General features: G+C 71.4%; 27 protein-coding genes. 14 read left to right on the top strand and 13 right to left on the bottom strand.

Translation table 11 applies throughout. The features are described from left to right. Positions 1–17 precede the first annotated feature (17 nt). From AC0NZQ_RS02720 to AC0NZQ_RS02705, 4 genes are read left to right on the top strand one after another with little or no spacing between them, the layout of a single operon-like run. Positions 18–1,322, top strand: coding sequence for a family 4 glycosyl hydrolase (locus tag AC0NZQ_RS02720; RefSeq protein WP_474528102.1), 1,305 nt, complete (start codon positions 18–20; stop codon positions 1,320–1,322). Then, the gene (locus tag AC0NZQ_RS02715; protein ID WP_474528101.1) at positions 1,319–2,794 is read left to right on the top strand and encodes a cryptochrome/photolyase family protein; all 1,476 of its coding nucleotides are present in this window, start codon (positions 1,319–1,321) and stop codon (positions 2,792–2,794) included. The genes AC0NZQ_RS02720 and AC0NZQ_RS02715 overlap by 4 nt, the downstream gene beginning before the upstream one ends. After that, the gene (locus AC0NZQ_RS02710) at positions 2,791–3,222 is read left to right on the top strand and encodes a (deoxy)nucleoside triphosphate pyrophosphohydrolase (protein ID WP_474528100.1); all 432 of its coding nucleotides are present in this window, start codon (positions 2,791–2,793) and stop codon (positions 3,220–3,222) included. The genes AC0NZQ_RS02715 and AC0NZQ_RS02710 overlap by 4 nt, the downstream gene beginning before the upstream one ends. Positions 3,223–3,261: 39 nt before the next feature. Next, positions 3,262–4,158 (top strand): alpha/beta hydrolase, encoded by an 897-nt coding sequence (locus AC0NZQ_RS02705; protein ID WP_474528099.1) that lies wholly within the window; start codon positions 3,262–3,264, stop codon positions 4,156–4,158. A 28-nt stretch (positions 4,159–4,186) separates the two neighbouring features. On the opposite strand, the gene AC0NZQ_RS02700 is transcribed toward AC0NZQ_RS02705, so the two are convergent. Together AC0NZQ_RS02700 and hutH are read right to left on the bottom strand one after the other, a co-directional pair. Then, entirely contained in the window at positions 4,187–4,495 is a 309-nt protein-coding gene (locus AC0NZQ_RS02700) for an STAS domain-containing protein (RefSeq protein ID WP_474528098.1), read from the bottom strand. 87 nt (positions 4,496–4,582) lie between these two features. Then, positions 4,583–6,136 (bottom strand): histidine ammonia-lyase, encoded by a 1,554-nt coding sequence (gene hutH, locus AC0NZQ_RS02695; protein ID WP_474528097.1) that lies wholly within the window; start codon positions 6,134–6,136, stop codon positions 4,583–4,585. Positions 6,137–6,230: 94 nt separating this feature from the next. On the opposite strand from hutH, the gene AC0NZQ_RS02690 reads away from it, so the two are divergent. Continuing rightward, entirely contained in the window at positions 6,231–7,217 is a 987-nt protein-coding gene (locus tag AC0NZQ_RS02690) for an NAD(P)H-quinone oxidoreductase (protein ID WP_474528096.1), read from the top strand. Between the two features lie 13 nt (positions 7,218–7,230). Here AC0NZQ_RS02690 and AC0NZQ_RS02685 read toward each other — a convergent pair whose 3' ends face one another. After that, complete coding sequence (locus tag AC0NZQ_RS02685; protein WP_474528095.1) at positions 7,231–8,427, bottom strand: aminotransferase class V-fold PLP-dependent enzyme; 1,197 nt, start codon at positions 8,425–8,427, stop codon at positions 7,231–7,233. Between the two features lie 85 nt (positions 8,428–8,512). On the opposite strand from AC0NZQ_RS02685, the gene AC0NZQ_RS02680 reads away from it, so the two are divergent. Together AC0NZQ_RS02680 and AC0NZQ_RS02675 are read left to right on the top strand one after the other, a co-directional pair. Then, positions 8,513–9,103 carry a proteasome activator gene (locus tag AC0NZQ_RS02680; RefSeq protein WP_474528094.1) on the top strand — a complete coding sequence of 197 codons (591 nt, stop codon included), beginning with the start codon at positions 8,513–8,515 and terminating at the stop codon, positions 9,101–9,103. A gap of 5 nt (positions 9,104–9,108) precedes the next feature. Continuing rightward, positions 9,109–10,530: an acetate--CoA ligase gene (locus AC0NZQ_RS02675; RefSeq protein WP_474528093.1), complete on the top strand. Its 1,422-nt coding sequence runs from the start codon at positions 9,109–9,111 to the stop codon at positions 10,528–10,530. A 76-nt stretch (positions 10,531–10,606) separates the two neighbouring features. On the opposite strand, the gene AC0NZQ_RS02670 is transcribed toward AC0NZQ_RS02675, so the two are convergent. Further along, a complete protein-coding gene (locus AC0NZQ_RS02670; RefSeq protein ID WP_474528092.1) occupies positions 10,607–11,461 on the bottom strand; it encodes an HAD family hydrolase in 855 nt (284 codons plus the stop codon). Continuing rightward, complete coding sequence (gene serS / locus AC0NZQ_RS02665) at positions 11,458–12,717, bottom strand: serine--tRNA ligase (RefSeq protein ID WP_474528091.1); 1,260 nt, start codon at positions 12,715–12,717, stop codon at positions 11,458–11,460. Before serS ends, AC0NZQ_RS02670 begins: the two co-directional genes overlap by 4 nt. Before the next feature lie 92 nt (positions 12,718–12,809). On the opposite strand from serS, the gene AC0NZQ_RS02660 reads away from it, so the two are divergent. The 4 genes from AC0NZQ_RS02660 (at position 12,810) to AC0NZQ_RS02645 (ending at position 15,341) form a co-directional block, all read left to right on the top strand. Then, on the top strand, positions 12,810–13,109 hold the full coding sequence (locus AC0NZQ_RS02660) for a WXG100 family type VII secretion target (RefSeq protein ID WP_474528090.1): 300 nt from the start codon (positions 12,810–12,812) through the stop codon (positions 13,107–13,109). Further along, positions 13,106–13,399 (top strand): WXG100 family type VII secretion target, encoded by a 294-nt coding sequence (locus AC0NZQ_RS02655; protein ID WP_474528089.1) that lies wholly within the window; start codon positions 13,106–13,108, stop codon positions 13,397–13,399. Before AC0NZQ_RS02660 ends, AC0NZQ_RS02655 begins: the two co-directional genes overlap by 4 nt. Before the next feature lie 80 nt (positions 13,400–13,479). After that, complete coding sequence (locus AC0NZQ_RS02650; protein ID WP_474528088.1) at positions 13,480–14,688, top strand: HNH endonuclease signature motif containing protein; 1,209 nt, start codon at positions 13,480–13,482, stop codon at positions 14,686–14,688. A 392-nt stretch (positions 14,689–15,080) separates the two neighbouring features. Further along, positions 15,081–15,341, top strand: coding sequence for a hypothetical protein (locus AC0NZQ_RS02645; protein WP_474528087.1), 261 nt, complete (start codon positions 15,081–15,083; stop codon positions 15,339–15,341). Positions 15,342–15,371: 30 nt separating this feature from the next. On the opposite strand, the gene AC0NZQ_RS02640 is transcribed toward AC0NZQ_RS02645, so the two are convergent. From AC0NZQ_RS02640 to AC0NZQ_RS02610, 7 genes are all read right to left on the bottom strand, one after another. Next, complete coding sequence (locus tag AC0NZQ_RS02640; RefSeq protein WP_474528086.1) at positions 15,372–16,766, bottom strand: GntP family permease; 1,395 nt, start codon at positions 16,764–16,766, stop codon at positions 15,372–15,374. 11 nt (positions 16,767–16,777) lie between these two features. Next, positions 16,778–17,287, bottom strand: a complete 510-nt coding sequence (locus AC0NZQ_RS02635) for a gluconokinase (RefSeq protein ID WP_474528084.1) — start codon at positions 17,285–17,287, stop codon at positions 16,778–16,780. Next, the gene (locus AC0NZQ_RS02630) at positions 17,284–18,624 is read right to left on the bottom strand and encodes an ABC transporter ATP-binding protein (RefSeq protein WP_474528083.1); all 1,341 of its coding nucleotides are present in this window, start codon (positions 18,622–18,624) and stop codon (positions 17,284–17,286) included. Before AC0NZQ_RS02630 ends, AC0NZQ_RS02635 begins: the two co-directional genes overlap by 4 nt. Next, the gene (locus AC0NZQ_RS02625) at positions 18,608–19,621 is read right to left on the bottom strand and encodes an ABC transporter ATP-binding protein (RefSeq protein WP_474528082.1); all 1,014 of its coding nucleotides are present in this window, start codon (positions 19,619–19,621) and stop codon (positions 18,608–18,610) included. The genes AC0NZQ_RS02630 and AC0NZQ_RS02625 overlap by 17 nt, the downstream gene beginning before the upstream one ends. Next, positions 19,618–20,544 (bottom strand): ABC transporter permease, encoded by a 927-nt coding sequence (locus AC0NZQ_RS02620; RefSeq protein WP_474529404.1) that lies wholly within the window; start codon positions 20,542–20,544, stop codon positions 19,618–19,620. Before AC0NZQ_RS02620 ends, AC0NZQ_RS02625 begins: the two co-directional genes overlap by 4 nt. A gap of 88 nt (positions 20,545–20,632) precedes the next feature. After that, positions 20,633–21,676, bottom strand: a complete 1,044-nt coding sequence (locus tag AC0NZQ_RS02615; protein WP_474528081.1) for an ABC transporter permease — start codon at positions 21,674–21,676, stop codon at positions 20,633–20,635. Positions 21,677–21,757: 81 nt separating this feature from the next. Beyond that, complete coding sequence (locus tag AC0NZQ_RS02610; RefSeq protein WP_474528080.1) at positions 21,758–23,392, bottom strand: ABC transporter substrate-binding protein; 1,635 nt, start codon at positions 23,390–23,392, stop codon at positions 21,758–21,760. Positions 23,393–23,613: 221 nt separating this feature from the next. Here AC0NZQ_RS02610 and AC0NZQ_RS02605 point away from each other — a divergent pair, with 221 nt between their 5' ends. From AC0NZQ_RS02605 to AC0NZQ_RS02595, 3 genes are read left to right on the top strand one after another with little or no spacing between them, the layout of a single operon-like run. Beyond that, the gene (locus AC0NZQ_RS02605) at positions 23,614–24,750 is read left to right on the top strand and encodes an inorganic phosphate transporter (protein ID WP_474528079.1); all 1,137 of its coding nucleotides are present in this window, start codon (positions 23,614–23,616) and stop codon (positions 24,748–24,750) included. An 11-nt stretch (positions 24,751–24,761) separates the two neighbouring features. Continuing rightward, a complete protein-coding gene (locus AC0NZQ_RS02600; protein WP_474528078.1) occupies positions 24,762–25,010 on the top strand; it encodes a hypothetical protein in 249 nt (82 codons plus the stop codon). A gap of 28 nt (positions 25,011–25,038) precedes the next feature. Then, positions 25,039–25,356 carry a GroES family chaperonin gene (locus AC0NZQ_RS02595; protein ID WP_474528077.1) on the top strand — a complete coding sequence of 106 codons (318 nt, stop codon included), beginning with the start codon at positions 25,039–25,041 and terminating at the stop codon, positions 25,354–25,356. Here the strand turns inward: AC0NZQ_RS02595 and pheA are convergent. Next, on the bottom strand, positions 25,353–26,285 hold the full coding sequence (gene pheA / locus AC0NZQ_RS02590; RefSeq protein WP_474528075.1) for a prephenate dehydratase: 933 nt from the start codon (positions 26,283–26,285) through the stop codon (positions 25,353–25,355). The two genes, AC0NZQ_RS02595 and pheA, sit on opposite strands and share 4 nt — an antisense overlap. Positions 26,286–26,289: the final 4 nt, after the last annotated feature.

Here is a 26,289-nt window from a genome sequence, read left to right as displayed (position 1 = left end):
GCTCTAGGCTAGGCGTCGTGCGCATCGCTGTCTTGGGTGGCGGCGGATTCCGCGTCCCGCTGATCGTCGACGCCCTGGCACCCTTCGAGCCCGAGGCCGTCGTCCTCCACGACGTCGATGCCGTCCGGACCGGGGTGATCGCGGCTGTCCTGGCGGGCTCGCCCGTGGTCGTCGAGGCCTCGCTGGACGCGGCCCTGGACGGTGCCGACATCGTGCTCAGCGCCATCCGGGTCGGCGGCGTGGACGGCCGTGTCCACGACGAGCGATGCGCCCTGGAGCTCGGCCTGCTCGGTCAGGAGACGGTGGGTGCCGGCGGTCTCGCCTACGCGCTCCGCTCGCTGCCGGTGGTGGCCGAGCAGGCCGCCGCCATCGCCCGGCGCGCCCCCGGGGCCTGGACCCTCACCATGACCAATCCGGCGGGCATCGTCACCGAGGTCATGGCGCGCCATCTCGGACCGCGGGTGCTCGGCATCTGCGACTCGCCGACCGGGCTGCTGCGCCGCGTCTGCGCCGCGCTCGGGGTCGCGGTGGCCGGCCCGCCGGGGACGATCGCCGCCGGCGTCGACTACCTCGGCATCAACCACCTGGGCTGGCTGCGCGGCGTCGAGGTGGCCGGCGCCGATCGCCTGCCCGACTTCCTCGCCGACCCGACCGCGATCGCGGCGACGGAGGAGGGCCGGCTCTTCGGTCCGGAGCTGCTCGCCGCGCTCGGCGCCGTCCCCAACGAGTACCTCTACTGGTACTACGCCCACGACGAGGCGCTGCGCGGGGTGCGGGAGGCCGGCCGGACCCGGGCCGAGCACGTCCGCGATCAGCAGCGGCCGTTCTACGCCGCGGCGGCGGCTGAGCCGAGCCGCGCCCGCGAGCTCTGGCAGGCGGCCAACGACGAGCGCAACCGCAGCTACTTCGCCGAGCTCCGGGACGACGTTCGCGACGAGGCCGACGTCGCCGCGGGCGGCTACGAGACGGTGGCGGCGGCCGCGGTCGGAGCCCTCACCGGACGGACCCCGCCGCAGCGGATGATCCTCGACGTGCCGGCCGGCGACGCGGTGCCGGGACTGCCCCCCGACCTCGTGGTCGAGGTGCCGTGCCTGGTCGATCCGACCGGCGCCACCGCCCTGCCCGTCGCCGCACCCACCCCTCACCAGGCGGCGCTGATGACGGCGGTCCGCGACTGCGAGCGGGAGGCGGCGCGCTACGCCGAGACCGGCGACGAGCAGGCGGTGCTGCGGGCCTTCGCGCTGCATCCGCTGGTCGGTTCGCTCACGGCCGCCCGCGAGCTGGTGGCGATGCTGACGAATCCGGGTAGATCACCGGCGTGACCGACCGACGCTGGCTCTTCGGCGACCAGCTGGGTCGTCACTTCCTCGACTCTTCCGATCAGCCGGTGCTGATGGTGGAGGCGCGCTCGGTCTTCCGCCGCCGCCGCTTCCACCGACAGAAGGCGCATCTGGTGCTGTCGGCGATGCGGCACCGTGCCGCCGAGCTCGGTGACCAGTGCCGCTACGTCCGAGCCGACACCTACCGCGAGGTCGTCGCCTCGACCCGCGACCAGCTGTCGGTCTGCCACCCGACGTCGCACAAGGCCTTGGACTTCGTCTCGGAGCTCGACGTGACGGTGCTGCCACCGCGCGGCTTCGCCACCTCGCTCGAGGACTTCGCCACCTGGGCGACGTCGCGCGACGGCAAGCGGCTGCTGATGGAGGACTTCTACCGCGGTGCGCGTCGTCGTCTCGACATCCTGATGGACGGTGACGAACCGGCCGGCGGGAGCTGGAACTTCGACCACGACAACCGCCAGCCGCCGCCCAGGCAGGCGACCCTCGGCGTCCCCGAGCCCTGGTGGCCGACCGAGGACGAGATCGACGACGAGGTCCGCCGGGATCTGGATCGCTGGGAGCGTGACGGGGACGTCAGCTTCATCGGCGAGGACGGCCCGCGTCGGTTCGCCGCCACCCGGCGTGAGGCGCTGAAGGTGCTGCGCCGCTTCGTCGCCGATCGGCTGCCCACCTTCGGCAGCTTCGAGGACGCCATGCTGGCCGGGGACGACTGGATGTCGCATTCGCTGCTCTCCGCGCCGCTCAACCTCGGCCTGCTGGACCCGGTCGAGGTCGTCGCGAGGGCGGAGCAGGCCTACCGGGACGGCGACGTGCCGATCGCGTCGGCCGAGGGCTTCGTCCGGCAGATCATCGGCTGGCGTGACTACGTCTGGCATCTGTACTGGCAGCAGCCACGCTCCTACCGGCAGCGCAACGAGCTCGGCGCCACGGGCGCGTTGCCGAAGTGGTTCGCCGAGCTGGATCACGAATCGGTGGATGCCGCCTGCCTCTCCGCCACTTTGCGCAACATCGCGCAGAACGCGTGGGTGCATCACATCCCGCGCCTGATGGTGCTGGGGAACTACGCCATGCAGCGGGGCTGGCGTCCGTCCCGGGTCACCGACTGGTTCCACCGGTCCTTCGTCGACGGTTACGACTGGGTGATGGTGCCGAACGTGGTCGGCATGTCGCAGTACGCCGACGGCGGTGTCATGGCCACCAAGCCCTACGCCGGTGGCGGTGCCTACATCGACCGGATGAGCGATTTCTGCGGCGGCTGCCGCTACGACCCGAAGGTCCGCGTCGGCGACGACGCCTGCCCCTTCACCGCGGGGTACTGGGCCTTCCTCGATCGCAACCGGGAGCGGCTGCAGGGCAACCAGCGCATCGCCCAGCCGCTGCGTGGCCTGGACCGGCTGAAGGACCTGGACCAGCTGCGCGAGCAGGAGCGCGAGCGCGGCTCGCGGGCGCCGTGACCGACGCCGCCGGACCGGTCGAGGTGGTTGCGGCCGCGATCCTGCGCGGCGGGACCGTCCTGGCTGCCCGCCGGGCTCCGGAGCACCGCCTCGCCGGCGGCTGGGAGTTCCCCGGCGGCAAGATCGAACCCGGCGAGACCCCGGCGCGAGCGCTGGTCCGGGAGTGCCGCGAGGAGCTCGACGTCACGGTGCGGGTCGGTGCGCTGCTGGACGTCGCAACCGGCAGCGGTATCCGGCTGGCGCTGTATGCGGCCGAGCTTATCGACGGCGAACCACGGGCGATCGAGGATCATGACGCGCTGCGCTGGCTCGCGGCCGGCGAGCTGGACGGCGTCGCCTGGCTCCCCATCGATCTCGCGCTGCTGCCCGCCGTGGCGGCGCTGCTCCACCGGGGAGAACCGACAGGGCGGATCGACGCGAATCAGTGACGGCACCGTCCCTGGCGTGACGGTCCGGACGGGAGGCGCATGGAGACCGTCGGCTTCGACAGCCACGGCACGCGCTGCGAGGGCTGGTACCTGCAGGCGGGCAACGACGACCTCACCACCACGCGGGGACGCCCCTGCGTGGTGATGGCCCACGGCTTCGGGGCCACCCGCGACGCCGGTCTGCTGCCCTTCGCCGAGCGCTTCGCGGCGGCCGGCTGCGATGTCCTCGTCTTCGACTACCGGGGCTTCGGCACGTCGGCGGGCGAGCCGAGGCAGGACGTCGACCACCGGCGGCACCGGGAGGACTATCACGCGGCCGTCGCCTTCGCCCGGGCCAGCCGGGGCGTGGACCCGTCCCGGATCGTGGTCTGGGGCTCGTCCTATTCCGGCGGCCACGTGGTGGTGGTGGCTGCGGCGGACCAGCGCATCGCGGCTGTCATCAGCCAGGGCGCGGCCATGGACGGCCTCGCCGCGCTCATCGGCACACAGCGCTCGGACGGCCCCCGCAAGGGGCTGGCGACCACGGCTGCGGCGCTGCGCGACCTCGCCCGCGCCGCGCGACACCGGGAGCCGGTCACCGTCCCGATCGTGGGGGCGCCGGGCTCCGGCGCGGTGATCTCCGCCGAGGGGGCCGAGGCCGGCTACCGGAAAATTGCGGGGCCCACGTTCCGCAACGAGATGCTGGCCCGTGGCCTGCTCCGGGTCCCGCTGAACCGACCGGTGCGCCATGCGAGCCGGGTGAAGTGCCCGATCCTGGTCGTGGTGGCCGAGCAGGACAACATCGCCCCGGTCGCCGCCGTCCACGAGGTGGCCCGACGGGCCCCGCGGGCCGAGGTCCGCTCGTTCCCGGTCGGCCACTTCGACATCTACGTCGGTGAGGTGTTCGAGACGTCGTGCACCGAACAGGTGGAGTTCCTGCGCCGTGTGCTGGTCTGACCTGGCCCTGTGGTGGCAGGTGCGCCGCTCAGGCGGCGAGCGGTTCGAGCGTGAAGAGCGGGTCGACGCCGCAGAGGTGCAGCAGCCGCGTGACCTGCCGGGACGGCTCGACCAGTCGGACCTCGCCGGCCACCTGCCGCAGCCGCAGCAGCAGCCCCAGGCCCACGGAATCGAGAAAGGTCACGTCTCGGACGTCGACGTAGAGCGGACCGTCGGTCCGGTAGCGCGCGATGACCGCGTCGGTGGCGGTGTGGGCGGCGCGCATGTCGACGTCGCCGGCAAGGAGCAGCCACGGCACGCCCTGGCGCCACTCGAAGGTGATGTTTCCCGTCGACACGAGCAGAGGATGCCCGGGGTGTCGGCGAGTCAATCCGGCGGCGGCACGCAGTGACCGAAGGACTGCGCACAACCTGGTCGAACGTCCTCAGCGCAACGGGCCGTCCAGCCCGGTCTCGGCGGCGGCGACGGCGGCCCCGGAGCGGACGAAGGCCACTGCGGCCTCGATCTCGGGGGCGAGGTGGCGGTCCGGTCCCGGCCCGGCCACGGTCTCGCGCAGCGCGGTCACCACGGCCCCGGTGGCCGGTCCGGGACGCAGCGGGGCACGGAGGTCCAGGGCGCGCGCGGCGGTGAGCAGCTCGATGGCCAGCACCCGGCTCAACGCGTCGACACCGCGCCGCAGCTTGCGCGCCGCCGACCACCCCATCGAGACGTGATCCTCCTGCATCGCGCTGGAGGGGATGGAGTCCACGCTCGCGGGGACGGCCAGCCGCTTGAGCTCGCTCACCAGCGCCGCCTGCGTGTACTGGGCGATCATGTGCCCGGAGTCGACACCGGGATCGTCGGCCAGGAACGGCGGCAGGCCGCGGGAGCGGGCGACGTCCAGCATCCGGTCCGTGCGCCGCTCGCTGATCGAGGCGACGTCCGCGGTGGGGATGGCGAGGAAGTCCAGGACGTAGGCGACCGGTGCGCCGTGGAAGTTGCCGTTGGACTCGACCCGCCCGTCGGGGGTCACCACCGGGTTGTCCACGGCACTGGCGAGCTCGTGGCCGGCGATCATGCGGGCGTGGGCGAGCGTGTCGCGGGCCGCGCCGGCGACCTGGGGCGCGCAGCGCATCGAGTACGCGTCCTGGACGTAGACGCAGTCCGGCCCGGCGTGCGAGGCGATGATCGGCGAGTCGGCGAGCAGCCGGCGCATGTTCTCGGCCGCCACCGCCTGCCCCGGCTGCGGTCGGAGCGCCTGCAGATCGGCGGCGAAGACCTGCGCCGTGCCCAGCAGCGCCTCGACGCTCATCGCCGCGGTGAGATCCGCGGTGCGCAGCAGCAGGTCGAGGTCGTGGCAGGCGAGCAGCAGTTGTCCGAGCATGCCGTCGGTGCCGTTGACCAGCGCCAGGCCCTCCTTCTCGGCCAGCACGACCGGCTGCAGTCCGGCGGCGGCCAGGGCCTCGGCTGCCGGCCGCAGCACCCCGCTGGCGTCGCGGACGGACCCCTCGCCGAGCAAGGCGAGGGCGACGTGCGACAGCGGCGCGAGGTCGCCGGAGCAGCCGAGGCTGCCGTACTCGTGGACGACCGGGGTGATGCCGTGCTCGAGCAGCCCGGCCAGCGCGGCCGCGGTCTGCGGCCGGACCCCGGTGCGTCCGGTGGCCAGGGTGGAGAGCCGCAGCAGCATGAGGGCGCGAACGACCTCCCGCTCCACCTCGGGACCGCTGCCGGCGGCGTGCGAGCGGATGAGCGAGCGCTGCAGCAGCGCCCGCTGCTCGGCCGGGATGTGCTTGGTGGCGAGCGCGCCGAATCCGGTCGAGATGCCGTAGTGCGGTTCGACGTCGTCGGCCAGCGCCTCGACCACGCCCCGGGCGGCGGTGATCGCCGCCGTCGCCTCGGCGGAGAGCGCGACCGGCGCGTCGTGGCGGGCGACGGCGACCACGTCGTCCTCGGTGAGCGGACCGGTGCCGACGGTGACGGAATGGGCGAGAGCCTGCATCGCCCCAGCGTCGCGCCTGCACCGGCCGGCCACCAGCCAGCCGACACACCGTCTGAGATCCGAGACAGGCTGCCGCGACACTAGGGTCGGAGACATGCGCGCAGTGGTGATCAGCGAGTTCGGCGGTCCTGACGTCCTCTCGGTGCAGGAGGTCCCCGACCCCACCCCGAAGTCCGACGAGGTGATCGTCGACGTGACGGCGACCGCCATCAACCGGGCCGACCTGCTGCAGCGCCAGGGCTTCTACCCGCCGCCGCCGGGGGCCTCGGACATCCCGGGCATGGAGTGCTCCGGCGTCATCTCGGCCGTCGGCGAGACCGTCGCCGGCTGGGAGGTCGGCGACGAGGTCTGCGCACTGCTGGCCGGCGGCGGTTACGCCGAGAAGGTCGCGGTGCCGGTGGGGCAGCTGCTGCCGGTGCCGGCGGGGGTCTCGCTGCTGCACGCCGCGGCGCTGCCCGAGGTGACCTGCACGGTCTGGTCCATGGTCTTCGGCAGTGAGGCGGGCCGGCTGCAGCCCGGTGAGCGCTTCCTGGTCCACGGCGGCTCCAGCGGCATCGGCACGGCGGCGATCCAGATCGCCCACGGCCGCGGTGCCGAGGTCTTCACGACCGCCGGCACCGCCGCCAAGCTGGACTTCTGCCGGGACCTCGGTGCCGACGTCACCGTCAACTACCGCGACGCGGACTTCGTCGAGGTGGTGAAGGCCCGTACCGACGGGGGCGGCGTGGACGTCATCCTCGACAACATGGGCGCCTCGTACCTGCCGCGCAACGTCGACGCCCTCGCCACCGGCGGCCGGTTGATCGTGCTCGGCATGCAGGGCGGCGCCAAGGGCGAGCTCAACCTGGGGTCGCTGCTGACCAAGCGCGCGACGGTGCACGCCGCTGGACTGCGGGCCCGGCCGGCGGCGATGAAGGCCGACATCGTCGCCGCAACGCAGAGCGCCGTCTGGCCGATGATCGAGGCCGGTCAGGTCCGCCCCATCGTGGACCGGGTGCTCCCCCTGGACGACGCCGGCGAGGCGCACCGCGTCCTGGACAGCAGCGCGCACATCGGCAAGGTGCTGCTGCAGGTGCGCTGAGCCGGGGCCGGGGTCAGCTGCCGGTGAAGCGGCCGAGGGCGTCGACGAGCTGGTCGATCTCGATGGCGCTGGTGTGCGGCATGAGGCCGAAGAAGACGGCACCGCCGTACTCGTCGGCTCCGAAGGCGCGCAGCACCTCGGCCACGCCGGGGTCACCGGTCCAGACGGAGACGTCGTTGCGCTGCAGGAAGGCGCCCACATCGTCGGGGCGACGTCCGGCGACGGTGAAGGCGGCGATCGGGAAGTGGCGCTCCGCCGCTCCGAGGACGGTGACCCCCGGCAGAGCGCGCAGTGCGGTGTCGAGGCGCCGGTAGAGCTCGCCGGTGTAGTCCAGCGAGGCGGTGGCCGAGGCCTCAAGCCGCTCCCGCCGGCTACCCGTCGCGTGCTCGTCGAGATCGGCGAGGTGATCGACGGCTGCGGTCAGCCCGTCCAGAAGCTCCACCGGCAGCGGCGCGGTCTCGAAGAAGTGCGGACCGGGGGTCGGCACGTCCTCGGTCTCGGTCAGCTCCGCCAGCAGTCCGGGGCGCGCGGCGACGGCGCCGACGGTGGGGCCGCCGAAGACGGGAGCGGAGACCGCCAGCAGGTCGGCGCCGAGGGTCTCGAGGTCCAGGGCCGTGTACGGGGGCGACGCGCCGGCGTCGACGACGACGAGGGCACCGCGGCGGTGGGCGATGTCGGCGATGGCACGGACGTCGGGCAGGGCCCCGGTCGCGGGGTTGGCGAGCGACACGGTGACCAGGCGGGTGCGGCGGGTGACGAGTTCCTCGTACTGCCAGGCCGGGACCTCACCGGTGTCGAGGTCCACCTCGGCCCATTTGACGATGACGCCGCGGTTGCGGGCCGCGCGTAGCAGGGGCTGGGCGACCAGGTCGGCGTCGGCTCGATTGACCACGATCTCGTCGCCCAGCTGCCAGTCGCCGGCGAGCAGGACGACGAAGCGCTGCAGCAGCGAGGCGGCACTGTGGCCGAGGACGACGTCCTCGGTGCGACCCTTCACCAGATCCGCAACGGCACGCCGGGCGCGGAGCACGCGGGTGGCGGACTGCTGCGACCGGCCGGAGCGCGAACCGGGCTGCGCCGGGGCCGACCGCAGGGTCGCGATGACCGCGCGGATCACCGATTCCGGCTGCAGCGCGGCGAAGGAGCCGTCCAGCTGCGCCGTCCGGGTTGCCAGTGTCGGGTACAGCCCGCGAACGCGAGCTACGTCCACCCCGATCACCCCCCTCACAATGCCACCTCCGGTCGTCGTGCGGTGCCCTGTGCGCGTTTTCGCGGTCGCGGGCAGACTGGTCCCCGTGACCGACAGCAACCACGAACCCGCACCGTCGTCCACCCCCGCGCCGGACGCCTCGGACTCCACCGAACTGACGACCGCCGAGGACGGTTCGGACCGCGGCGACATCGACGACATTACGGGGCAGGTCGAGCAGCCGGCCAAGGTGATGCGCATCGGGACGATGGTCAAGCAGCTGCTGGAGGAGGTGCGGCAGGCGCCGATGGACGAGGCGGGGCGCCGCCGGCTGCGCGAGATCCACGAGTCCTCGGTGAAGGAGCTCGCCTCCGGGCTGTCGCCGGATCTGCAGGAGGAGCTGGCCCGGCTGAGCCTGCCCTTCGGCGGCGAGACGCCCTCGGAGGCGGAGCTGCGGGTGGCGCAGGCACAGCTCGTGGGCTGGCTGGAGGGCCTCTTCCACGGCATCCAGACCGCCATCTACGCCCAGCAGGCTGCGGCTCGCGCGCAGCTGGAGCAGATGGCCGGCCGGCGGCAGCTCCCCGGCGGCGGCGGACGGCAGGTCGTGGTCGGGCCGGACGGGCAGTTGCTCGTCCCCGGCGCGGGCGGACCCGGTGGCGGGGACGAGTCGTCCCGCGGCACGGGCCAGTACCTGTAGCCGCGGTGGCGAACTGGGTCCGAGACTTCGTCGCGACCAGACCGGCCGGCCACCGCGCGCTCGTCGACGACGTCGCGGACCGTCACTGGAGCTTCGCTGAGATCCTGGCCGCCGCCGGTGCGGTCGCCGGCCGTCTGGCCGAGCGGGGCGTCGGCCGCGGTGATGTCGTCCTCACGATCCAGGGCAACGGGGCGCCGAACGTCGCGCTGACCCTCGCCTGCCTCTGGCTGGGCGCGCCGATCCTGCCCTGCAGCGAGATGCTGCGGGCCAAGGACGTCGCTTTGCGCGTCCGCCGGGCCCGGCCGGTGCTGGTCGTCGCAGACCGGCGCAACGAGGCGGCGACCGCCGATGCCGGCGTCCCGGTGTGGTGGCTGGACGAGTCTTTCCTCGCCGACGGTCCCGCCCCGGACTTCGCCGAGCTGGACGACAATGACCCGTCCTTCGTCCTCTTCACCTCCGGCACCAGCGGTGAGCCCAAACTGGTCCGCCACGGCCAGCGCTACGCGTGGGGTCAGCGGCTGCAGGCGACGTCCTGGCTGGCGGCCGAGCCGGGTGAGCTGGTCTGGTCGACGGCGGCGCCGGGGTGGTCCAAGTCTGCCCGCAACTGCTTCATCGCGCCGTGGTGGTGTGGCGCGGCGGCCGTGGTCCAGGATCGGCGCTTCGACCCGGTCGAACGGCTCGAGACCGTCCGGCGACTCGGCGTCGACGTGCTCTGCATGGCCCCTACCGAGTACCGGTTGATCGCCGGCCACGGCCCCATCGGAGGGTTGCCCTCGCTGCGCCGGCTGGTGACCGCGGGCGAGGCGCTCGGCGTCCCGGCGTGGAACGCGTGGCGCGAGCAGACCGGGTTGGCGATCAGCGACGGCTACGGCCAGACCGAGACCGGACAGGTCAGCGGTACCCCGCCGGGCGAGGTCTCGCCGCCGGGATCCATGGGACGTCCGTTGCCGGGGGTGTCGGTGGAGATCGTCGACGGCGAGCTCACCATCGACCCGGCCACCCTGCCGGCGTTCTTCCTCGGCTACGACGACGAGGACGCGCCGTCCGGTCCTTGGCACACCGGGGACACCGTCAGCCAGGACGAGGACGGGTGGCTCTTCTTCCAGGCCCGCGCCGACGACGTCATCATCAGCGCCGGGTACCGGATCGGTCCGGTCGAGGTGGAGTCGACGCTGCTGGGTCACGAGGCCGTGCGCGAGTGCGGGGTCGTCGGCGTGCCGGACGAGGCGCGTGGCTCGATCGTCGCCGCGGCCGTGGTGCTCCGTGACGGGTACGACCCCTGCGACGAGCTCGTCGCCGAGCTGCAGGCCTACGTCCGGGCCGAGACCGCGCCGTACAAGTACCCCCGGCGGATCTGGTTCCTCGACGAGCTGCCGAAGACGACGTCGGGCAAGATCCTGCGGTCGGCGCTGGTCCCGCCCGACTGAGCGCGGCAGGGCGGGGCTGAGCCCGACTGGGCTGGCCGGGGCTGGGCGCAGCTGGGCGCAGCTGGGCGCGGCTGGGTCAGCGGGCGGCGAGGACGGACTCGATGAGCAGGGCGACGGCGTCCTCGTCGTTGCTCACCGTCACCTCGTGGGCGACGGCCTTGACCTCGGGGTGGGCGTTGCCGACCGCCAACGCGCGGCCGGCCCAGCCGAGCATCGGCAGGTCGTTGGGCATGTCCCCAATGGCCGCGACCTGCTCGGCGCCGAGTCCGTGGGCGGCCGCGAGGTCGGCCAGGCCGGTCGCCTTGGTGATGCCGGGCGCGGAGAGCTCGAGCAGACCGTACGACGACGAGTGCGTCACCGTCGCCCGGTCACCGACGACGCGCTGGGCGGCGGCGACGAGGAGATCGGGGTCGGCGCCGCGGTCCTTGGCGAGCAGCTTCACCGCCGGCTCGTCGGTGATCTCGTCGAAGGAGCCGATCCGCGGCGGTGGGATGGCCACGCCCCGCCGGTCGAAGCGTGGACTGATCTCCCAGTCGTGGACATAGTGCGGCTCGGCGGCGAAGGCCAGCCCGAACTCGATGGCGAAGGTGATCCGGGGGAACTCCTCGCGCAGTTTTTGCGCAAGATCACGCATAAGGGGGACGGAGAGGGTGTGCGACGAGAGGATTTTCTCGCTCGCCATGTCGTAGACGACGGCACCGTTGGCCCCGATGGCGACACCCTGGTGACCGGTGGCGTCGACCAGGTCGTCGAGCCAGCGTGGCGGCCGTCCGGTCACGAAGGCGACGTGCAGGCCGGCCTCGGCGGCCGCGTCCAGCGCCGCTCGGTTGCGGGGTGAGACCTGGCCCCGGCTGTCGAGCAGCGTCCCGTCGATGTCGGTGGCGACGAGCCGGATCTGCCCCAGCTCGGCCGGTGCCGGCTGGGTCGTCACGCCGGGCTCAGGACGTCGCGACCGCCCAGGAACGGGCGCAGCGCCGCCGGGACGTACACCGAGCCGTCGGGCTGCTGGTGGTGGTCCAGCAGGCAGGCGATGGTCCGGGCGGCGGCGCAGAGGGTGCCGTTCAGTGTCGCCACCGGCTCGTTGCCCTTCTCGCCCTTGGTCCGGATGTTGAGCCGCCGGGACTGGAAGGTGGTGCAGTTGGAGGTGGAGGTGAGCTCGCGGTAGGCCCCCTGGGACGGGAACCACGCCTCGATGTCGAACTTGCGAGCAGCACTCGAGCCGAGGTCCCCGGCAGCGACGTCGATGACGCGGTAGGCGAGCTCGAGCTTGTCCATGAACTCCCGCTCCCACGCGAGCAGTCGCTGGTGCTCGTCGGTGGCCTCCTCGGCGCGGACGTAGGAGAACATCTCCACCTTGTCGAACCAGTGGACCCGGATGATGCCCTTGGTGTCCTTGCCGTAGCTGCCGGCCTCGCGCCGGAAGCAGGAGGAAAAGCCGGCGTAGCGCAGCGGCAGCTCGCGAAGGTCCAGGATCTCGTTGCTGTGCATGCCGGCCAGGGCCACCTCGGAGGTGCCGACGAGGTACAGGTCGTCCTTCTCGAGGTGGTAGATCTCGTCCGAGTGCGCGCCGAGGAACCCGGTGCCCTGCATGACCTCCGGCTTGACCAGGGACGGCGCGATGATCTGGGTGAAGCCGGCCTCGGTCGCCTGCTGCATCGCCAGGTTCACCAGCGCGAACTCCAGCTGCGCTCCGACACCGGTGAGGAAGTAGAAGCGGGCGCCGCTGACCTTCGCGCCGCGCTCGGTGTCGATCGCCTTGAGGCCGGCGCCGATCTCGATGTGGTCCTTGGGGTCGGCGACCTCCGGGATCGTGCCGACGGTCTCCAGGGTCACGAAATCGTCCTCGCCGCCCTCCGGGACGCCCTCCTGGACGAGGTTCGGCACGGCGAACTGGGCCTCGCGCAGCGCGGTGTCGGCGTGGCTCTGCTCGGTCTCGGCGGTCTTGACCTCCTCGGCGAGCTGCTTGGCGCGGGCGAGGATCGCCGGGCGCTCCTCGGGCGAGGCCTTGCCGACCTGCTTGCTCAGCGCCTTCTGCTCGGCACGGAGTGCGTCGGCGCGTGCCACGGCCGCGCGACGGATGTCGTCGGCGGCGAGCAGGGCGTCCACCAGGCCGGGGTCCGCGCCCCGAGTGCGCTGGGAGGCGCGGGCGAGTTCCGGGTCGTCGCGGAGGAGCTTGAGGTCGATCACGGTAGTCAGGCTACTGAGCGCTGTGCCCACGGTTATCCACAGGCTGCACCTTTGTCGGCGTTATGGCCGGAATGAGCGCCTACGGTCGGCTCATGTCCGGATACGAGGTGGAGCCCGCCGAGCTCTTCGCGGCGCAGGCGATGGTGACCGAGAACGTGACCGAGGCGGACGCCGAACTGGCGCGTCTGCAGGCAGCGGCCGAGGATCTGCTCGGCTACGGCTGGCGGGGGGCGGCGGCTGCGGCCTTCGGCACTGCCTGGCGCGAATGGCACGAGGGCGCCCGAGTGGTCGTCGCCGCTCTGGAGGAGATGGCTCGTGCCCTCGGCGTCACCGCGCAGGCCTACGAGCGCAACGAGCTCGACACCACCACGCTGCTGCGGAGCGTGGCATGAGCGGCGGGTTCGCTGTCGATTTCGACCTGCTCGGCGAGCTCATCGACCGGATGACCCGCACCGGCGCCCTGCTCGCCGCCACCGAGGAGGAGGTGGACTCTCGACTGCGACGGCTGCAGGCTACGTGGCAGGGCGAGGCGGCGACCCTGCACGCCGAGGCTCATCGCCGTTGGGTGTCCGGCGCCCGGCAGATGCGCGAGGCGCTGCAGGATCTGCGCAGAATCGCGCATACGGCTGAGGCCAACTACAGCTCGGCCGCGCGGGCGAACATGCAGATGTGGCAGATCTGAGGTGGGAGTGGGGCGGAAGCAGTCCGGGCTGCCCTGTGGATAACGTCAGTTTCGAACGTAGAAGCCGCTAACGTCGGCGCATGGCGGTCGAGGACGTGGCGTGCGCGGAGACGAGGGATGCCCTCGACGCACTCGCTGCTGCGCGGCTGATGCGGATCGCGGGTGAGGTGCGCGAGGTCGAGGTCCTGGCGCAGGTGGGGGCCGACCCGGATCCCTACCGGGATGATCACGGGCGGTTCGGTAAGGAGTGGATCGTCGAGGACGTGTCCTGCGTGCTGCGGGTGCCATCGGTGACGGCGGCGGCCAAGCTGCGCATCGCGGGGTTGCTGGTGTCCCGGTTCGCGGACCTCTTCGCAGCGTTGCGAGCCGGGCGGATCGAGCTGCGCTATGCCACGCGGGCGGTGGAGCTGGCCGAGCAGCTGCCGGACGCCGTGTTGGGCGAGTTCCACGAGCGGGTCCTGCGGGATGTCGAGACCCTGACCTTCAGCCAGTTCAGGGCCCGGGTACGGCGGGTGGTGGCGGCGTTGGACACCCGAACCGCCGAGGAGCAGCACGCCGCCGCACTGCAGCTGAGGCGGGTGGTCTTCACTCCGGTCGAACACGGCATGACCGAGCTCTGGGCCCTGCTCCCGGCCACCGAGGCGGCCGCCTTGAAAGCGACGCTGCAGCAGCTCGCCGACAGGAACCGTCACGACGGCCGGACCGCCGACCAGCGCCGCGCAGATGCCCTCTGTGATCTCGGCAGCGGCAGCAATGTTGGCAGCGGCTGCGTGGCGTCCGGCGACCGGGCGAGGACGGGCAGAGGTGCGCGGCCGCGGGTGCTGGTCACCGTCGCTGCCTCGACCCTGCTCGGCACCGACGACCACCCGGGCGATCTCGCCGGACACGGCCCGATCCCGGCTGCCGCGGCCAGAGCCATCGCTTTCGACCCCACCGGCACCTGGCGACGACTGCTCACCGATCCCGCCGGCAACCTCCTCGACGTCTCCGCCGCCACCTACCGGCCACCGGCACCGATGCGCCGCTTCGTGCAACTCCGCGACCGGACCTGCCGCTTCCCCACCTGCCGCCAGCGAGCCGAACGCTGCGAGATCGACCATGTCACGCCCCACGCCGGTGGCGGTCCCACCGCCCCGGCCAACCTCATCCCGCTCTGCTCCCGACATCACCACCTCAAACACGACGGCCGCTGGGACATCGAACGACATCCCGACGGAGCCATCACCTGGATCAGCCCCACCGGACGTCGATGGACCACACCACCACCCGATCCCCTCCTCGACGGATAGGTGACCGTGGGAAGAGAGACCCGCAGGAGAGGACGGGACCCGCGCGGACGGAGGACGTGCGGGCAACCGTCGCTGTCCCGAACCTGAACGTCTTCGTCCGTCCTCAACCCCCGCGAGTGACTCTTGTGCGGTCCCTCCCCCACGAGGGCTTCCGACCGGGAGGCATCATGGCCGTCGCAGCAACGACGCAGCATGCGCGGCAGCCCACCTCGGCGGCAAGAGCGTCGGCATCACGAGCGGTGAAGTTGAGGCGCCGGCTCACCGTCGCTTTGGCAGCGGGCGTCGGCGCCATGGTCGTGGCCGGTGCGATCGCCTTGCTCGCCGGACCATCCGGTGTCATCACCCACGGTCACGGAGTCTCGAGGTCGCGCGCGTACGTTCCGGTCGCGCGGGTGCGGACGGCAGTCACCTGTCCCGGCACCCCGACCCTGACTCGGGCTTGGGACAGCGCACACGTCGGCGCGGCGACGGACGTCGCCGGCGTCTCTTGCGCGGGCGGGTGGGCCGTCGCCGAGGTCGACACCGCGGGTTACACGACGGCCGGGCTCTTCCTCTTCCAGGACCACAGCTGGCAGTGGACTGACCGGGTCACGCCCTGCTCCACCCATCAAGTCCCCACCTCACTGGAGCAGGAGGCCTGCGAGTCAGGCTGACATTCCGGAGCGGGAAGACTCGGAAGCTGCTCAGAACAGCAACCACAACACCGAGATGAAGGCGAACCCGACCACGGAGATCAGCGTCTCCATCACCGACCACGTCTTGAAGGTCTGACCCACGCTGATTCCGAAGCTTTCTTTCACCAGCCAGAAGCCGGCGTCGTTGACGTGGGAGAGGAAGAGCGATCCCGCCCCTACCGCCAGCGCCACCAGCGCGAGATGCGGTCCGGTCAGGCCCTCGGCCAGCGGCGCGACGATCCCGGCGCTGGTGGTCGTCGCCACGGTCGCCGACCCGGTGGCCAGTCGCAGCGCCACGGCCAGCACGAAGGCGATCACCAGCACCGAGACGCCGGTGTCCTCGGCCACCTTGGCGATCGAGTCGCCGATGCCGGCTCCGATCAGCGTCTGCTTGAAGCCGCCGCCGGCACCGACGATGAGCAGGATGCCGGCGATCGGTGCCAGCCCGGCGCCGAGGCGGTCAGCGATCGACCTGCCGTCGAAGCCGACGGCGTAACCGAAGGTGATCATGGCCAGGACGACAGCGAGGAAGAGCGCCACCAGGGGTTCGCCGACGAAGTCGAGCACGACGCGCACCCGGTTCTTCTCGTCGTCGTCCCAGACGATGTCGGCCAGTGCCTTCAGCAGCATCAGCACGACAGGGAACAGGATCGTGCCGAGCGTGACGGCGAACGACGGTGGTCGCTTCACCTCGTCCGAGGCCGCCTTCTCCGAGGTCGTGCTGACCCCGCCGGCCGCGGCCGGCGGACCGACGGGCACCCAGCGCGCGGCGTACCGGGAGAAGAGCGGTCCGCAGATCACCACCGTCGGCAGCGCGACGAGCAGGCCGAGCGCGAGCGTGGTGCCGAGCTGGGCGTTGACCGCGTCGATGGCGATGAGCGGGCCGGGGTGGGGCGGGATGAGACCGTGCAGCACCGACAGCCCGGCGAGTGCGGGGATCGCGACCCGCATCAGCGGCAGCTCCGAGCGCTTGGTGACGAGGACGATCACCGGCAGCAGCAGCACCAGGCCGATCTCGAAGAACATGGGCAAGCCGACGATCACCGCCACCAGCGCCATCGTCCAGGGCACCAGTCGTGGACCCGACCGGGAGACGAGGGTGTCGACGACCTGGTCGGCGCCGCCGGACTCGGCGAGCAGCTTGCCGAGCATCGCCCCCAGGGCGATGAGCAGACCCACCTCCCGCAGGGTCGACCCGACGCCGTCCTCGAAGTTGCCGATCACCTTGTCCAGCCCCACGCCGGCGCCGATCCCGGTGAGTGCGGAACCGGCGATCAGGGCCAGGAACGGGTGTACCGAGAAGCGGGCGATCAGCACCACGATCAGCGCGATGCCGACAATGGCGGCGACCACCAGTCGGGTGTCGTGGGAACTCCAGTCGGTGTCGGCGGCGGCGACGATCATGCGACTTCCCTTCAGGACCGGGCGGAGAGCCCGAGGCTGTCGACTACCTCCCCCACCTGCACCGCCACCGGACGGTCGACGGCCACGGAGATCGCCTTCTCGTCGTCACCCGGACGTTCGAGGGTGGCGAACTGCGAGTCGAGCAGGCTCGGCGGCATGAAGTGGCCGTGCCGATGCGCGAGGCGGTCGGCGATCTGCTCCTTCGTCCCGTCGAGCAGGACGAAGACGACGCCGTCACGCCGCAGGACGTCGCGGTAGCTGCGCTTGAGCGCCGAGCAGGTGACGATGCCGCTGCGGCTGTGGTCGAGCACGGCGTCGATGTGCTCGCGCACCCGTTGCAGCCACGGCCAGCGGTCCTCGTCGGTGAGTGCGTGACCGGCAGCCATCTTGTCCACGTTGGCCTGCGGATGCAGCGCGTCGCCTTCGTCGAGGGTCCACCCCAGCCGCTCGGCCAGCGCCGCGGCGACGGTCGACTTCCCCGAGCCCGAGACGCCCATGACGACCAGGACGGTCGGGGTCACGTGCCGGCGTCCGCGCGGGGCTCACCGGTCGCAGCGTCGTGGAAGAGGTGGCAGGAGACCTGCGCACCGCCGGCGCCGATGGGACGCAGTCGCGGCTCGATCGGCTCGGTCAACTCCACACGCACGCCGCCACCCTCGGCAGCGAGGCCCTGCACACCGCTCCAGAGCGGCTCGTCCGGGTGCCCGTCCCGCTCGGCCTCGAGCACGTCGAGCAGGTCACCGGGAGAGCTCGAGTGGACGACCGCGGAGGTCGGCGACGAGGCGGTGGCGAATCGCGCGCCGGGCCGGACGTAGGCCTGCTCGGTGTCGTACTGCTCGGTCGAGACGCTGGTCCAGCGCTGCTCCAGGATCATGCGCAGGTCGCGTGCCTCCCAGCCGCAGGGACCGAAGGCGGCCGGGCAACGCGGGTGGAACGAGCAGCCCTCGGGGGCGGCGGCGGCGTCCGGGATCTCGCCGCGCGGCAGCTCGCGTGGCACCGTCCGGGACGGGTCGGGGTCGGGCACCGCGCGCAGCAGCGCCCGGGTGTAGGGGTGGCGCGGGTTGTCGAAGATCTCCTCGACCGGGCCGATCTCGACGATCTTGCCGAGGTACATGATCGCGACCCGGTCGCAGAAGAAGCGGGCGGAGGCGAGGTCGTGGGTGATGTAGAGGTAGGTGAGCCCGAGGTCGCGGCGCAGCTCGGCCATCAGCCCGAGGATCTTGGCGCGCACCGACATGTCCAGCATCGAGATGGGCTCGTCGGCCACCAGCAGCTCCGGACCGAGGGCGATGGCCCGAGCGATCACGGCTCGTTGCTTCTGCCCGCCGGAGAGCTCGGCCGGGTACTTGTCGATGAACCGGGACGCCGGCGCCAGGCCGACGCGCTCCAGGACCTCCGCGACCGCGGCGCGGCGGTTCTCGGGATGCAGGCCGTGGATGCGCAACGCGTCCCCGATGCCGCGACCGATGGTCATCGACGGGTTCATCGAGGCGTGCGGATCCTGGAACACCATCTGCAGCTTGCGGCGCAGCGGGCGGAACCGGGACTCCGACAGCCCGACGAGCTCCTGATCGCGGTAGGTGATCGAGCCCCCGGTGGGCTGGACGAGCCCGAGGAGTGCGCGGCCGAGCGTCGACTTGCCGGACCCGGACTCGCCGACGAGGCCGACGACCTCGCCTTCGCCGAGGGTCAGGTTGACGCCGTCCACGGCCCGGACCATGCCGGACGAGCCGCCGACCAGTCGCGCGAAGGCGCTCGTGCGCAGCGCGAAGTCGACGTGCAGGTCCTTGATCTCGATGAGCGGACGGCGCTCGTCGGCGTCGGCCGGCTCCTTGACCAGGTCAGGCTTCGTCGGCAACGGATACCTCCACGTGCTCGAGCGGGCGGGCCTCGTCCTCGGACAGCGTCTCGTGCAGCCAGCACTCGACCCGCTGCCGGTCCAGCGTCCGCGGGATCGGGTCCCGTTCGACGCAGACGCGCATCGCCGACGGGCACCGGGGATGGAAGTTGCAACCCGACGGCGGGGCGACGAGATCCGGCGGTGCACCGGGGATGGAGTGCAGCTCCTGCGTCTTCAGCGAGATGGTCGAGCGCAGCAGCTCTCGCGTGTACGGGTGCTGCGGATCGGCGAAGACGGCCTCCACCGGCCCCTGCTCCACGATCCGACCGGCGTACATCACCGCTACCCGGTCACATGCCTCGGCGATGATGCCGAGGTTGTGCGTGATGAGCAGGATGGCCGGGGCGAAACGCTCCCGGATGTCGGCGAGGATGCGCAGGATCTGTGCCTCCACCAGCACGTCCAGTGCCGTGGTCGGCTCGTCGGCGACGATGAACTTGGGCCGCAGCGCGAGCGCGAGGGCGATCATGATCCGCTGCCGCATGCCACCGGAGAACTCGTGTGGATAGTTCCGGTAGCGCGTCGGCGGGATGCCCAGCGCGCGCAGCGACTCCAGCGCGCGAAGCTCCCGCTGCTTCTTGGAGAGGTCCTTCGCGTGGGTCTTGAGGGCCTCGTCGAAGTGGTCGCTGATCCGCATCAGCGGGTCCAGCCGGGTCATCGGCTCCTGGAAGATGAGCCCCATTCCTGCACCGCGCAGCCGCTCGCGCTGCTTGGTCGGCATGTCGAGCAGCGAGTGGCCGTCGAAGCGGATGGAGCCGTCGACGGCCGAGCCACGTGGCGTGAGGCCCATCAGGCCACGACCCAGCGTCGACTTGCCGCAGCCGGACTCGCCGACCAGGCCCAGCACCTCGCCGGGGCGCAGCGTGAAGTCCACGCCGTCGACCGCCCGGACCGGACCACCGCCGCCGGCGTACCAGACCCGCAGGTCCTTCACTTCGAGCACGGGTTCGGTCATGCCTGCTCCCCCTCGGCCGGCTCGGAGCGTCGCCGGGGCAGGACGACGTTGGTGACCTTCGTCGTGCGCAGCAGCGGGTTCAGCACGTCGTTGAGGCTCTCGCCCACCAGCGTGACACCGATGACGATGAGGACGATGGCCAGGCCGGGGAAGGTGGAGGTCCACCAGACCTGGTTGGTGACATCCGGCAGCGACTGGCTCAGCTGGCGGCCCCACTCCGAGGCCGCCGAGGGCTCGATCCCGTAGCCGAGGAAGCCCAGCCCGGCGAGGGTGAGGATGGCGTCGCCGGCGTTGAGGGTGGCGATGACCGGCACCGTCTGCACCACGTTGCCGAAGATGTAGCGCAGCATGACGACGCGCGGCGGCGCGCCGAGGGCGCGTGCGGCCTCGACGTAGGTCTCCTCGCGCGCCGTCACCGTCGCGTTGCGCACGACCCGGAAGTACTGCGGGACGTAGACGACGGTGATCGAGACGGCGGCCGCAAGGATGCCGGCGGTGGCGCCGCTGGACCCGCCGGAGACGGTGGTGGAGATGATGATGGCCAGCAGCAGCGACGGGAAGGCGAAGAGCGCGTCGCTGACGAGGACGAGGATGCGGTCCAGCCACCCGCCGAGGTATCCGGCGACCAACCCCAGCGGCACGCCGATGACGATCGAGATGAGCACCGCCAGCACGATCACCTCGAGGGCGGTACGGGCGCCGTAGACGGTCTGCGAGAAGACGTCGGTCCCGGTGCTCGTGGTGCCGAAGAGGTGCTGCGACGAGGGCGAGGCGAGCTGTCCGAAGCGCTTGCCGTCGGCCCGGTTGTCGTTGAAGCCGTACGGCGCGATCAGCGGGGCGAAGACGGCGAGGACGACGAAGACCCCGATGAGCACGACGCCCGCGACGAGCATGCCGCGCTGGAAACCGGCGGTGGCCCGCATGGCGTCCACGCCGGGGATGCGACTGCGCTTGCGGGCCGGGTCGGAGATCTCGCTGTCGGTCTCCACCTGGGCGACATTGACACCCACGTCAGTACCTCACTCGGGGGTCGATGAGCGCGGCCACGACGTCGATCAGGAAGCTGATGAAGGCGACGACGACCGCGATGAAGGTGACGATGCCCTGGACGGCGAAGTAGTCCTGCCGGCTCAGGTAGTAGGCGATGGTGTAGCCGAGGCCGGGCCAGTTGAAGGTGATCTCGGTGAGGACGGCGCCGGCGAGCAGCGAGGCGACCTGCAGCCCCATCACGGTGACGACCGGGATGAGCGCGTTGCGGAACGCGTGCCGCCGGACCACCCGGCGCTCGGGGACGCCACGGGCGCGCGCGGACTCGACGTAGTCCGAGCGCAGCGTCTGCAGCAGGTTCACCCGGACCAGCCGTGCGAAGACGCCGGCGGTCAGCAGGCCGAGCGTGACGGCGGGGAGCACGGTGTGCCGCACGACGTCCCAGATGTAGGAGTCGTCGCCGTAGAGGATCGCGTTGATCAGGTAAATGTGGGTGTTCGGCTCGACGGTGTTGATGGCGAGGTCGACGTCCGCGCTGGCCCGGCTGTTAGCGGGCAGCCAGTCGAGCTTGATCGCGAAGATGTACTGCAGCAGCAGGCCGAAGAAGAAGACCGGCACGGCGTAGCAGAGGATCGCGAAGAGGCGGATGCCGACGTCGGGGAGCCGGTCGCGGTAGCGGGCCGCGAAGCGGCCCAGCGGGACGCCGACGACCAGGGCGACGAGGACGGCCCAGAAGGTGAGCTCCAGCGTCGCCGCACCGCGGGTGACGATGAGCGAGTTGACGCTCTGGCCGTCGGTGAGGGTCTTGCCGAAGTCGCCGCGGGCGACGTGGCTGACGTAGTCCCAGTACTGCGAGAGCAGCGGGCGGTCGAGGCCGGCGGCAGCGCGCCGCTTGGCGATCTCCTGCGGTGACAGCTGCCCGCCGAAGCGTGACTCGATGGGGTCGCCGACCACCCGCATCACGACGAAGACGACGGTGACGAGGATCCACACCATCGGGATCACCAGCAACAGCCGGGTGATCAGGTAGGTGCGCAACGATCCGGACGAGCTCTTGGTGCTGGCCAAGGGGTGGTGGCCTTTCTGGTCATGGCCGCGTCACCGCCGGGCGGGCGCTGGTGGCGCCCGCCCGGCGGTTGCGTCAGCGGGTCAGCTCTTGCTGAGCAGCCACATCCGGAACTTGTACGTCGGGTCCAGGGTCTCCTGGACGCCGGAGATGTTGCCGTGGATCACCGCGACCTGCTTGCCCGAGAGCAGCGGCAGGTACGGCATGCTGCCGTCGGCCAGCGTCTTCTGGATCGTGTCCAGTGCGGTCGTCCGGGCGCTGCCGGAGGCGGTCTGCTCGGTCGAGAGCAGCGGCAGCATCTTGTCCGTGTCGCACGGCCGGTTGCTGGCGTTCGGGTCGCAGTAGTGCGCGTGGACGAAGTTGTCGACGGTGAGGAACGGGCTCAGGTAGTTGTCCGCGTCGACGAAGTCCGGGTACCAGCCGAGCTGGTAGATCCCGTACGAGTCCTTGACCCGCTCCTTGTTGTACGTCGTCCAAGCCGTGCCGTTGACGTTGACCTTGAACAGACCGGTCTGCTCCAGCTGGCGCTTGAGCTCGTTGTACTCGTCCGCCGAGGTCGGGCCGTAGTGGTCGGTGGTGTAGTTGATGTTGAGCGACAGCGGCGTCGAGACACCGGCCGCCTGCAGCGCCGCCTTGGCCTTCGACGTGTCGGGCTTGTCGCCGTAGCTGTCCTTGAAGGGCGTCGTGGCGTCCTTGATGCCGTCCGGCACCATCGAGTAGGCGGGCTGGTAGGTGCCCTGGTAGACGTTGTCGGCCAGGTCGGTGCGGTCGACCGAATAGGCGATCGCCCGGCGGATGGCCTGCTTCTGGGCGTCGTTCTTGCCCGGCATCGTCTTGTAGTTGAAGACGAGGTAGCGCAGCTCGCCGCCGGATCCGGTCAGCACCTTGACGCCGCTGGCCTTCTTCAGCGAGGCGACGTCGTTAGGGCCGAGAGTGCGCCACGCGACGTCGATGGCGCCCTGCTGGATGTCCAGCTTCAGGTTGTTGGCCTCGGTGTAGTACTTCAGCGTGACGTTGCTCGTCTTGGGCTTGTCGCTGCCGGTGTAGTTCGGGTTGGCCTTGAACGCGACGAGCTGGTTCTTCTGGTACGACGAGAGTGCGTACGGGCCGGAGCCGATGACCTTGTCGTCGTCGAGCAGCTTGTTGGCCGGGAAGACCTTGCTGTCGACGATGGGGCCGGCCGAGGTGCCGAGGACGTAGGGCCAGGTCTGATCGTTGCCGTTCTTCAGGGTGAAGACGACGGTGCTGGCGTTGGTCGCCTCGACCTTGGCCATGTTGGCCAGCAGCGAAGCCGGTCCGTTCGGGTCGTTGATCTTCACGACGCGGTTGAACGAGAACGCGACGTCCTTGGCGGTGAGGGGGTCACCGTTGGAGAACTTCAGGTTGGGCTTGAGGGTGCAGGTGTACTTCGTGGGGGTGGTGAAGCCACACTTCTCGGCGGCCTCGGGCTGCGGGGTCTTGCCGCCCTCCGGCACGTCCATGAGGAACTGGTAGATCTGCGTCTCGACGAGCAGCGACGGGTTGTCGTACGAGCCGGCCGGGTCGATCGCGGTCACCGGGTCGGTGGTGCCGATGGTGATCGGCTTGCCGCTGGCGCCGTTCGAGCCGCTGCTGCCGCTGTCGTCCTTCTTGCCGGCGCCGCAGGCGGCGAGAGCGAGAGCGGCCGTCATGGCGACGGCCGCCGTGATGCTGCGTTGCTTTCCGGGTGTCAACCCCATACGAAGTCCCCTTGTCGACCCGACCCGGTCCGGGTGGGTTGTCGGTTCGGCGCGGTGTTCCGCGGTCATGACGCGGCAGCTTATATGCGGATTCGACCGTTCCGGGGTGACCGGGACACTCCCGTTGCCGAGCTGTTAGCGTCCGCGTCATCGGCGATTCAGACATAGCGGGCACTTATGGACCTGCAGTTTGTTCGCGCTCCGAACAGCGGGAGATACTGGTGGACGTGCCGTTCCTGGTTCTGGTCGTCATCGTGACGGCACTGGCTTTCGACTTCACCAACGGCTTTCACGACACCGCCAACGCGATGGCGACCTCCATCGCGACCGGGGCCCTCAAGCCCAAGGTGGCCGTCACGATCTGCGGTGTGCTGAACCTGGTCGGTGCCTTCATCTCCACCGAGGTCGCCAAGACCATCAGCAGCGGCATCGTCGACGACGCCAAGGTGACGCCCGCGGTCGTCTTCGGCGGGCTGGTGGGCGCGATCGTCTGGAACCTGCTGACCTGGCTGTTGGGCCTGCCCTCGTCGTCCTCGCACGCGCTCTTCGGGGGGCTCATCGGCGCAGTGATGGTCGCGGCGGGTACCGGCGCGGTCAACTTCGACGTGGTGGTCGAGAAGATCCTCGTCCCCGCCTTCGCCTCGCCGGTGGTCTGCGGCGTCATCGCCGCGGTGGCGACGTTCCTGGTCTACAAGCTGACGCAGCGGGCCCGCGGCGCGACGGTGCAGACCAGCTTCCGCCACGGTCAGACCGTCTCGGCCTCGCTGGTGGCGCTGGCGCACGGTACCGGCGACGCGCAGAAGACGATGGGCATCATCACGCTCGTCCTCATCGCCAACGGCACGCTCGAGCCGGGGTCGGGACCGCCGGTCTGGGTCGTCGCGAGTGCCGGGACCGCCATCGCCCTCGGCACCTACATGGGCGGCTGGCGCATCATCCGGACGATGGGCCGGGGCCTGACCGACGTCGAGGCGCCCCAGGGTTTCGCCGCCGAGGCCTCCTCGACGGCCGTGCTGCTGGCCTCGTCCCACCTCGGCTTCGCTCTCTCGACGACGCAGGTGGTCAGCGGCGGCATCCTCGGCTCGGGGCTGGGTCGCCGGCTCGCCGAGGTCCGCTGGAACGTCGCCGGCCGGATGGCGCTGGCGTGGCTGTTCACCCTGCCCGTCGCCGCCGTCATCGGGGGGCTTGCCGCGAGCGTGGCCGACAAGGGCAATGCGGGTGCGGCCGTGGTGGGCATCGCCGCCGTCGCGGTCGTCGCCGGCATCTACGCCGTCTCGCGGCGCAATGCCGTGACGTCCCACAACGTCAACGACGAGACGTCGGTGGCGCTGCGCGAGCCCGCCACCGCGGGCGTCTGAGAGGAGCCGGGATGGCTGCGATCGACATCAAGTGGGACGGCCTCGCGCAGGTCGCCGCGGTGGGGTTGGCCTTCGCCGTGGGCGGCGCGGTCGTCTTCGCCCTCGGCGTGCTCGGCCTGTCCCGAGCCGAGACGGCCCGCGACGCGGGGCAGGCCGGGGCGGCGCGGACCTCGGGACTGGTGATCGCAGGGGCCTGCTTCACCGTCTGTGCCGCGCTCGTCGGGTACGGGCTCTACCTGCTCGTCCCGCAGTTCCACTGACGCGGGTCCAGCGTCCTAGGCTGATCGCATGACCGACCGGCTGCCGATCAAGATGCTGCACGACCGCGTGCTGGTCCGCGAGACCCGCGAGGAGGGCGAGCGGCGCTCCTCCGGCGGCATCCTGATCCCGTCGACGGCGCAGGTCTCCAAGCGGCTGGTCTGGGCCGAGGTGCTGGCGGTGGGCAATCACGTGCGTGCCGTGGAGACCGGCGATCGCGTCCTCTTCAGCCCGGACGACCGCTTCGAGGTCGAGATCGCCGGCGACGACTACATGCTGCTGCGCGAGCGTGACCTGCACGCCGTCGCCGCGGAGCGCAACGACGCCAACACCGGCCTCTACCTCTAGGGCAGGCCCCCACGGCCCGTCCGGCGCAACCCGTCGACCCAGGCGCGCGCCTCGGCGAAGTCGCGGTCGTGTCGGCCGAACGGGATCGGACCCTGCGTGCCGTCACGCCGCTCGTAGGAGCCGAGGTAACGCACATCGGCGCAGACCCGTCGCAGCGCGGTGAGGGCGTCGCCCACGCGTTCGTCGGCGATGTGCCCCTCGGCGTCGATGGAGAAGGAGTAGGTGCCCGGCCGCCGGCGGTCGGGACGCGACTCGATCCGGGTGAGGTTGATGCCGCGGTTGGCGAACTCGCTGAGCAGCTCCAGCAGGGCGCCGGCATGGTTCTCGCGCAGGTGGGCGGTGACGGTGGTCCGGTCGTTGCCGGTCGGCGGGGGTGGCGGCGCCGGCCGGGTGAGGCGGACGAAGCGGGTCACCGCCCCCTCGTTGTCGGCGATGTCGTGGGCCAGCGTGACCAGGCCGTAGAGCTCACCGGCGACGGCGGCACCCACGGCGGCGTCGTACTTCCCCGCGGCCACCGCCTGCGCGGCACCCGCGGTCGACCCCACCAGTGCGACCCCGGCCGCCGGGAGGTGGGTCATCAGCCACCGGCGGACCTGGGCCTCGGCGTGCGGGTGGGTCGCCACCGAGCCGACCTCGGCCAGGCTCGTCCCCGGCCGCGCCATCAGCTCGAAGGTGACGGCGAGGTAGGTCTCCTCGGCGATGACGAGCGGCTTGCCGTGGGCGAGCTCGTCGAGCGTGGCGGGGACGGCCCCCTCCACGGAGTTCTCCAGCGGGACCAGCGCCGTGTCGGCCCGGCCGCCGCGCACGGCGTCGATGGCGAGGGTGACGTTCGCCTGCGGGAGGAGGTCGGCTCCGGCGGCCACCGGCAGCGCCCGCAGCGCCTGGTGTGCGAAGGTCCCCTCCGGGCCCAGGAAGGCGATGGTGGTCACGCGG

The sequence above is a fragment of the Jatrophihabitans sp. sgz311053 genome (assembly GCF_056135305.1).
This window is presented reverse-complemented; position numbering and strand designations above follow the sequence as displayed.

Coding starts and splice junctions, on each gene's coding strand:
- AC0NZQ_RS02705 (WP_474528099.1), top strand. CDS start 3,262: ATGGAGACCGTCGGCTTCGACAGCCACGGCACGCGCTGCGAGGGCTGG.
- hutH (WP_474528097.1), bottom strand. CDS start 6,136: ATGCAGGCTCTCGCCCATTCCGTCACCGTCGGCACCGGTCCGCTCACC.
- AC0NZQ_RS02690 (WP_474528096.1), top strand. CDS start 6,231: ATGCGCGCAGTGGTGATCAGCGAGTTCGGCGGTCCTGACGTCCTCTCG.
- AC0NZQ_RS02660 (WP_474528090.1), top strand. CDS start 12,810: ATGTCCGGATACGAGGTGGAGCCCGCCGAGCTCTTCGCGGCGCAGGCG.
- AC0NZQ_RS02655 (WP_474528089.1), top strand. CDS start 13,106: ATGAGCGGCGGGTTCGCTGTCGATTTCGACCTGCTCGGCGAGCTCATC.
- AC0NZQ_RS02650 (WP_474528088.1), top strand. CDS start 13,480: ATGGCGGTCGAGGACGTGGCGTGCGCGGAGACGAGGGATGCCCTCGAC.
- AC0NZQ_RS02640 (WP_474528086.1), bottom strand. CDS start 16,766: ATGATCGTCGCCGCCGCCGACACCGACTGGAGTTCCCACGACACCCGA.
- AC0NZQ_RS02625 (WP_474528082.1), bottom strand. CDS start 19,621: ATGACCGAACCCGTGCTCGAAGTGAAGGACCTGCGGGTCTGGTACGCC.
- AC0NZQ_RS02620 (WP_474529404.1), bottom strand. CDS start 20,544: ATGCGGGCCACCGCCGGTTTCCAGCGCGGCATGCTCGTCGCGGGCGTC.
- AC0NZQ_RS02610 (WP_474528080.1), bottom strand. CDS start 23,392: ATGGGGTTGACACCCGGAAAGCAACGCAGCATCACGGCGGCCGTCGCC.
- AC0NZQ_RS02600 (WP_474528078.1), top strand. CDS start 24,762: ATGGCTGCGATCGACATCAAGTGGGACGGCCTCGCGCAGGTCGCCGCG.
- AC0NZQ_RS02595 (WP_474528077.1), top strand. CDS start 25,039: ATGACCGACCGGCTGCCGATCAAGATGCTGCACGACCGCGTGCTGGTC.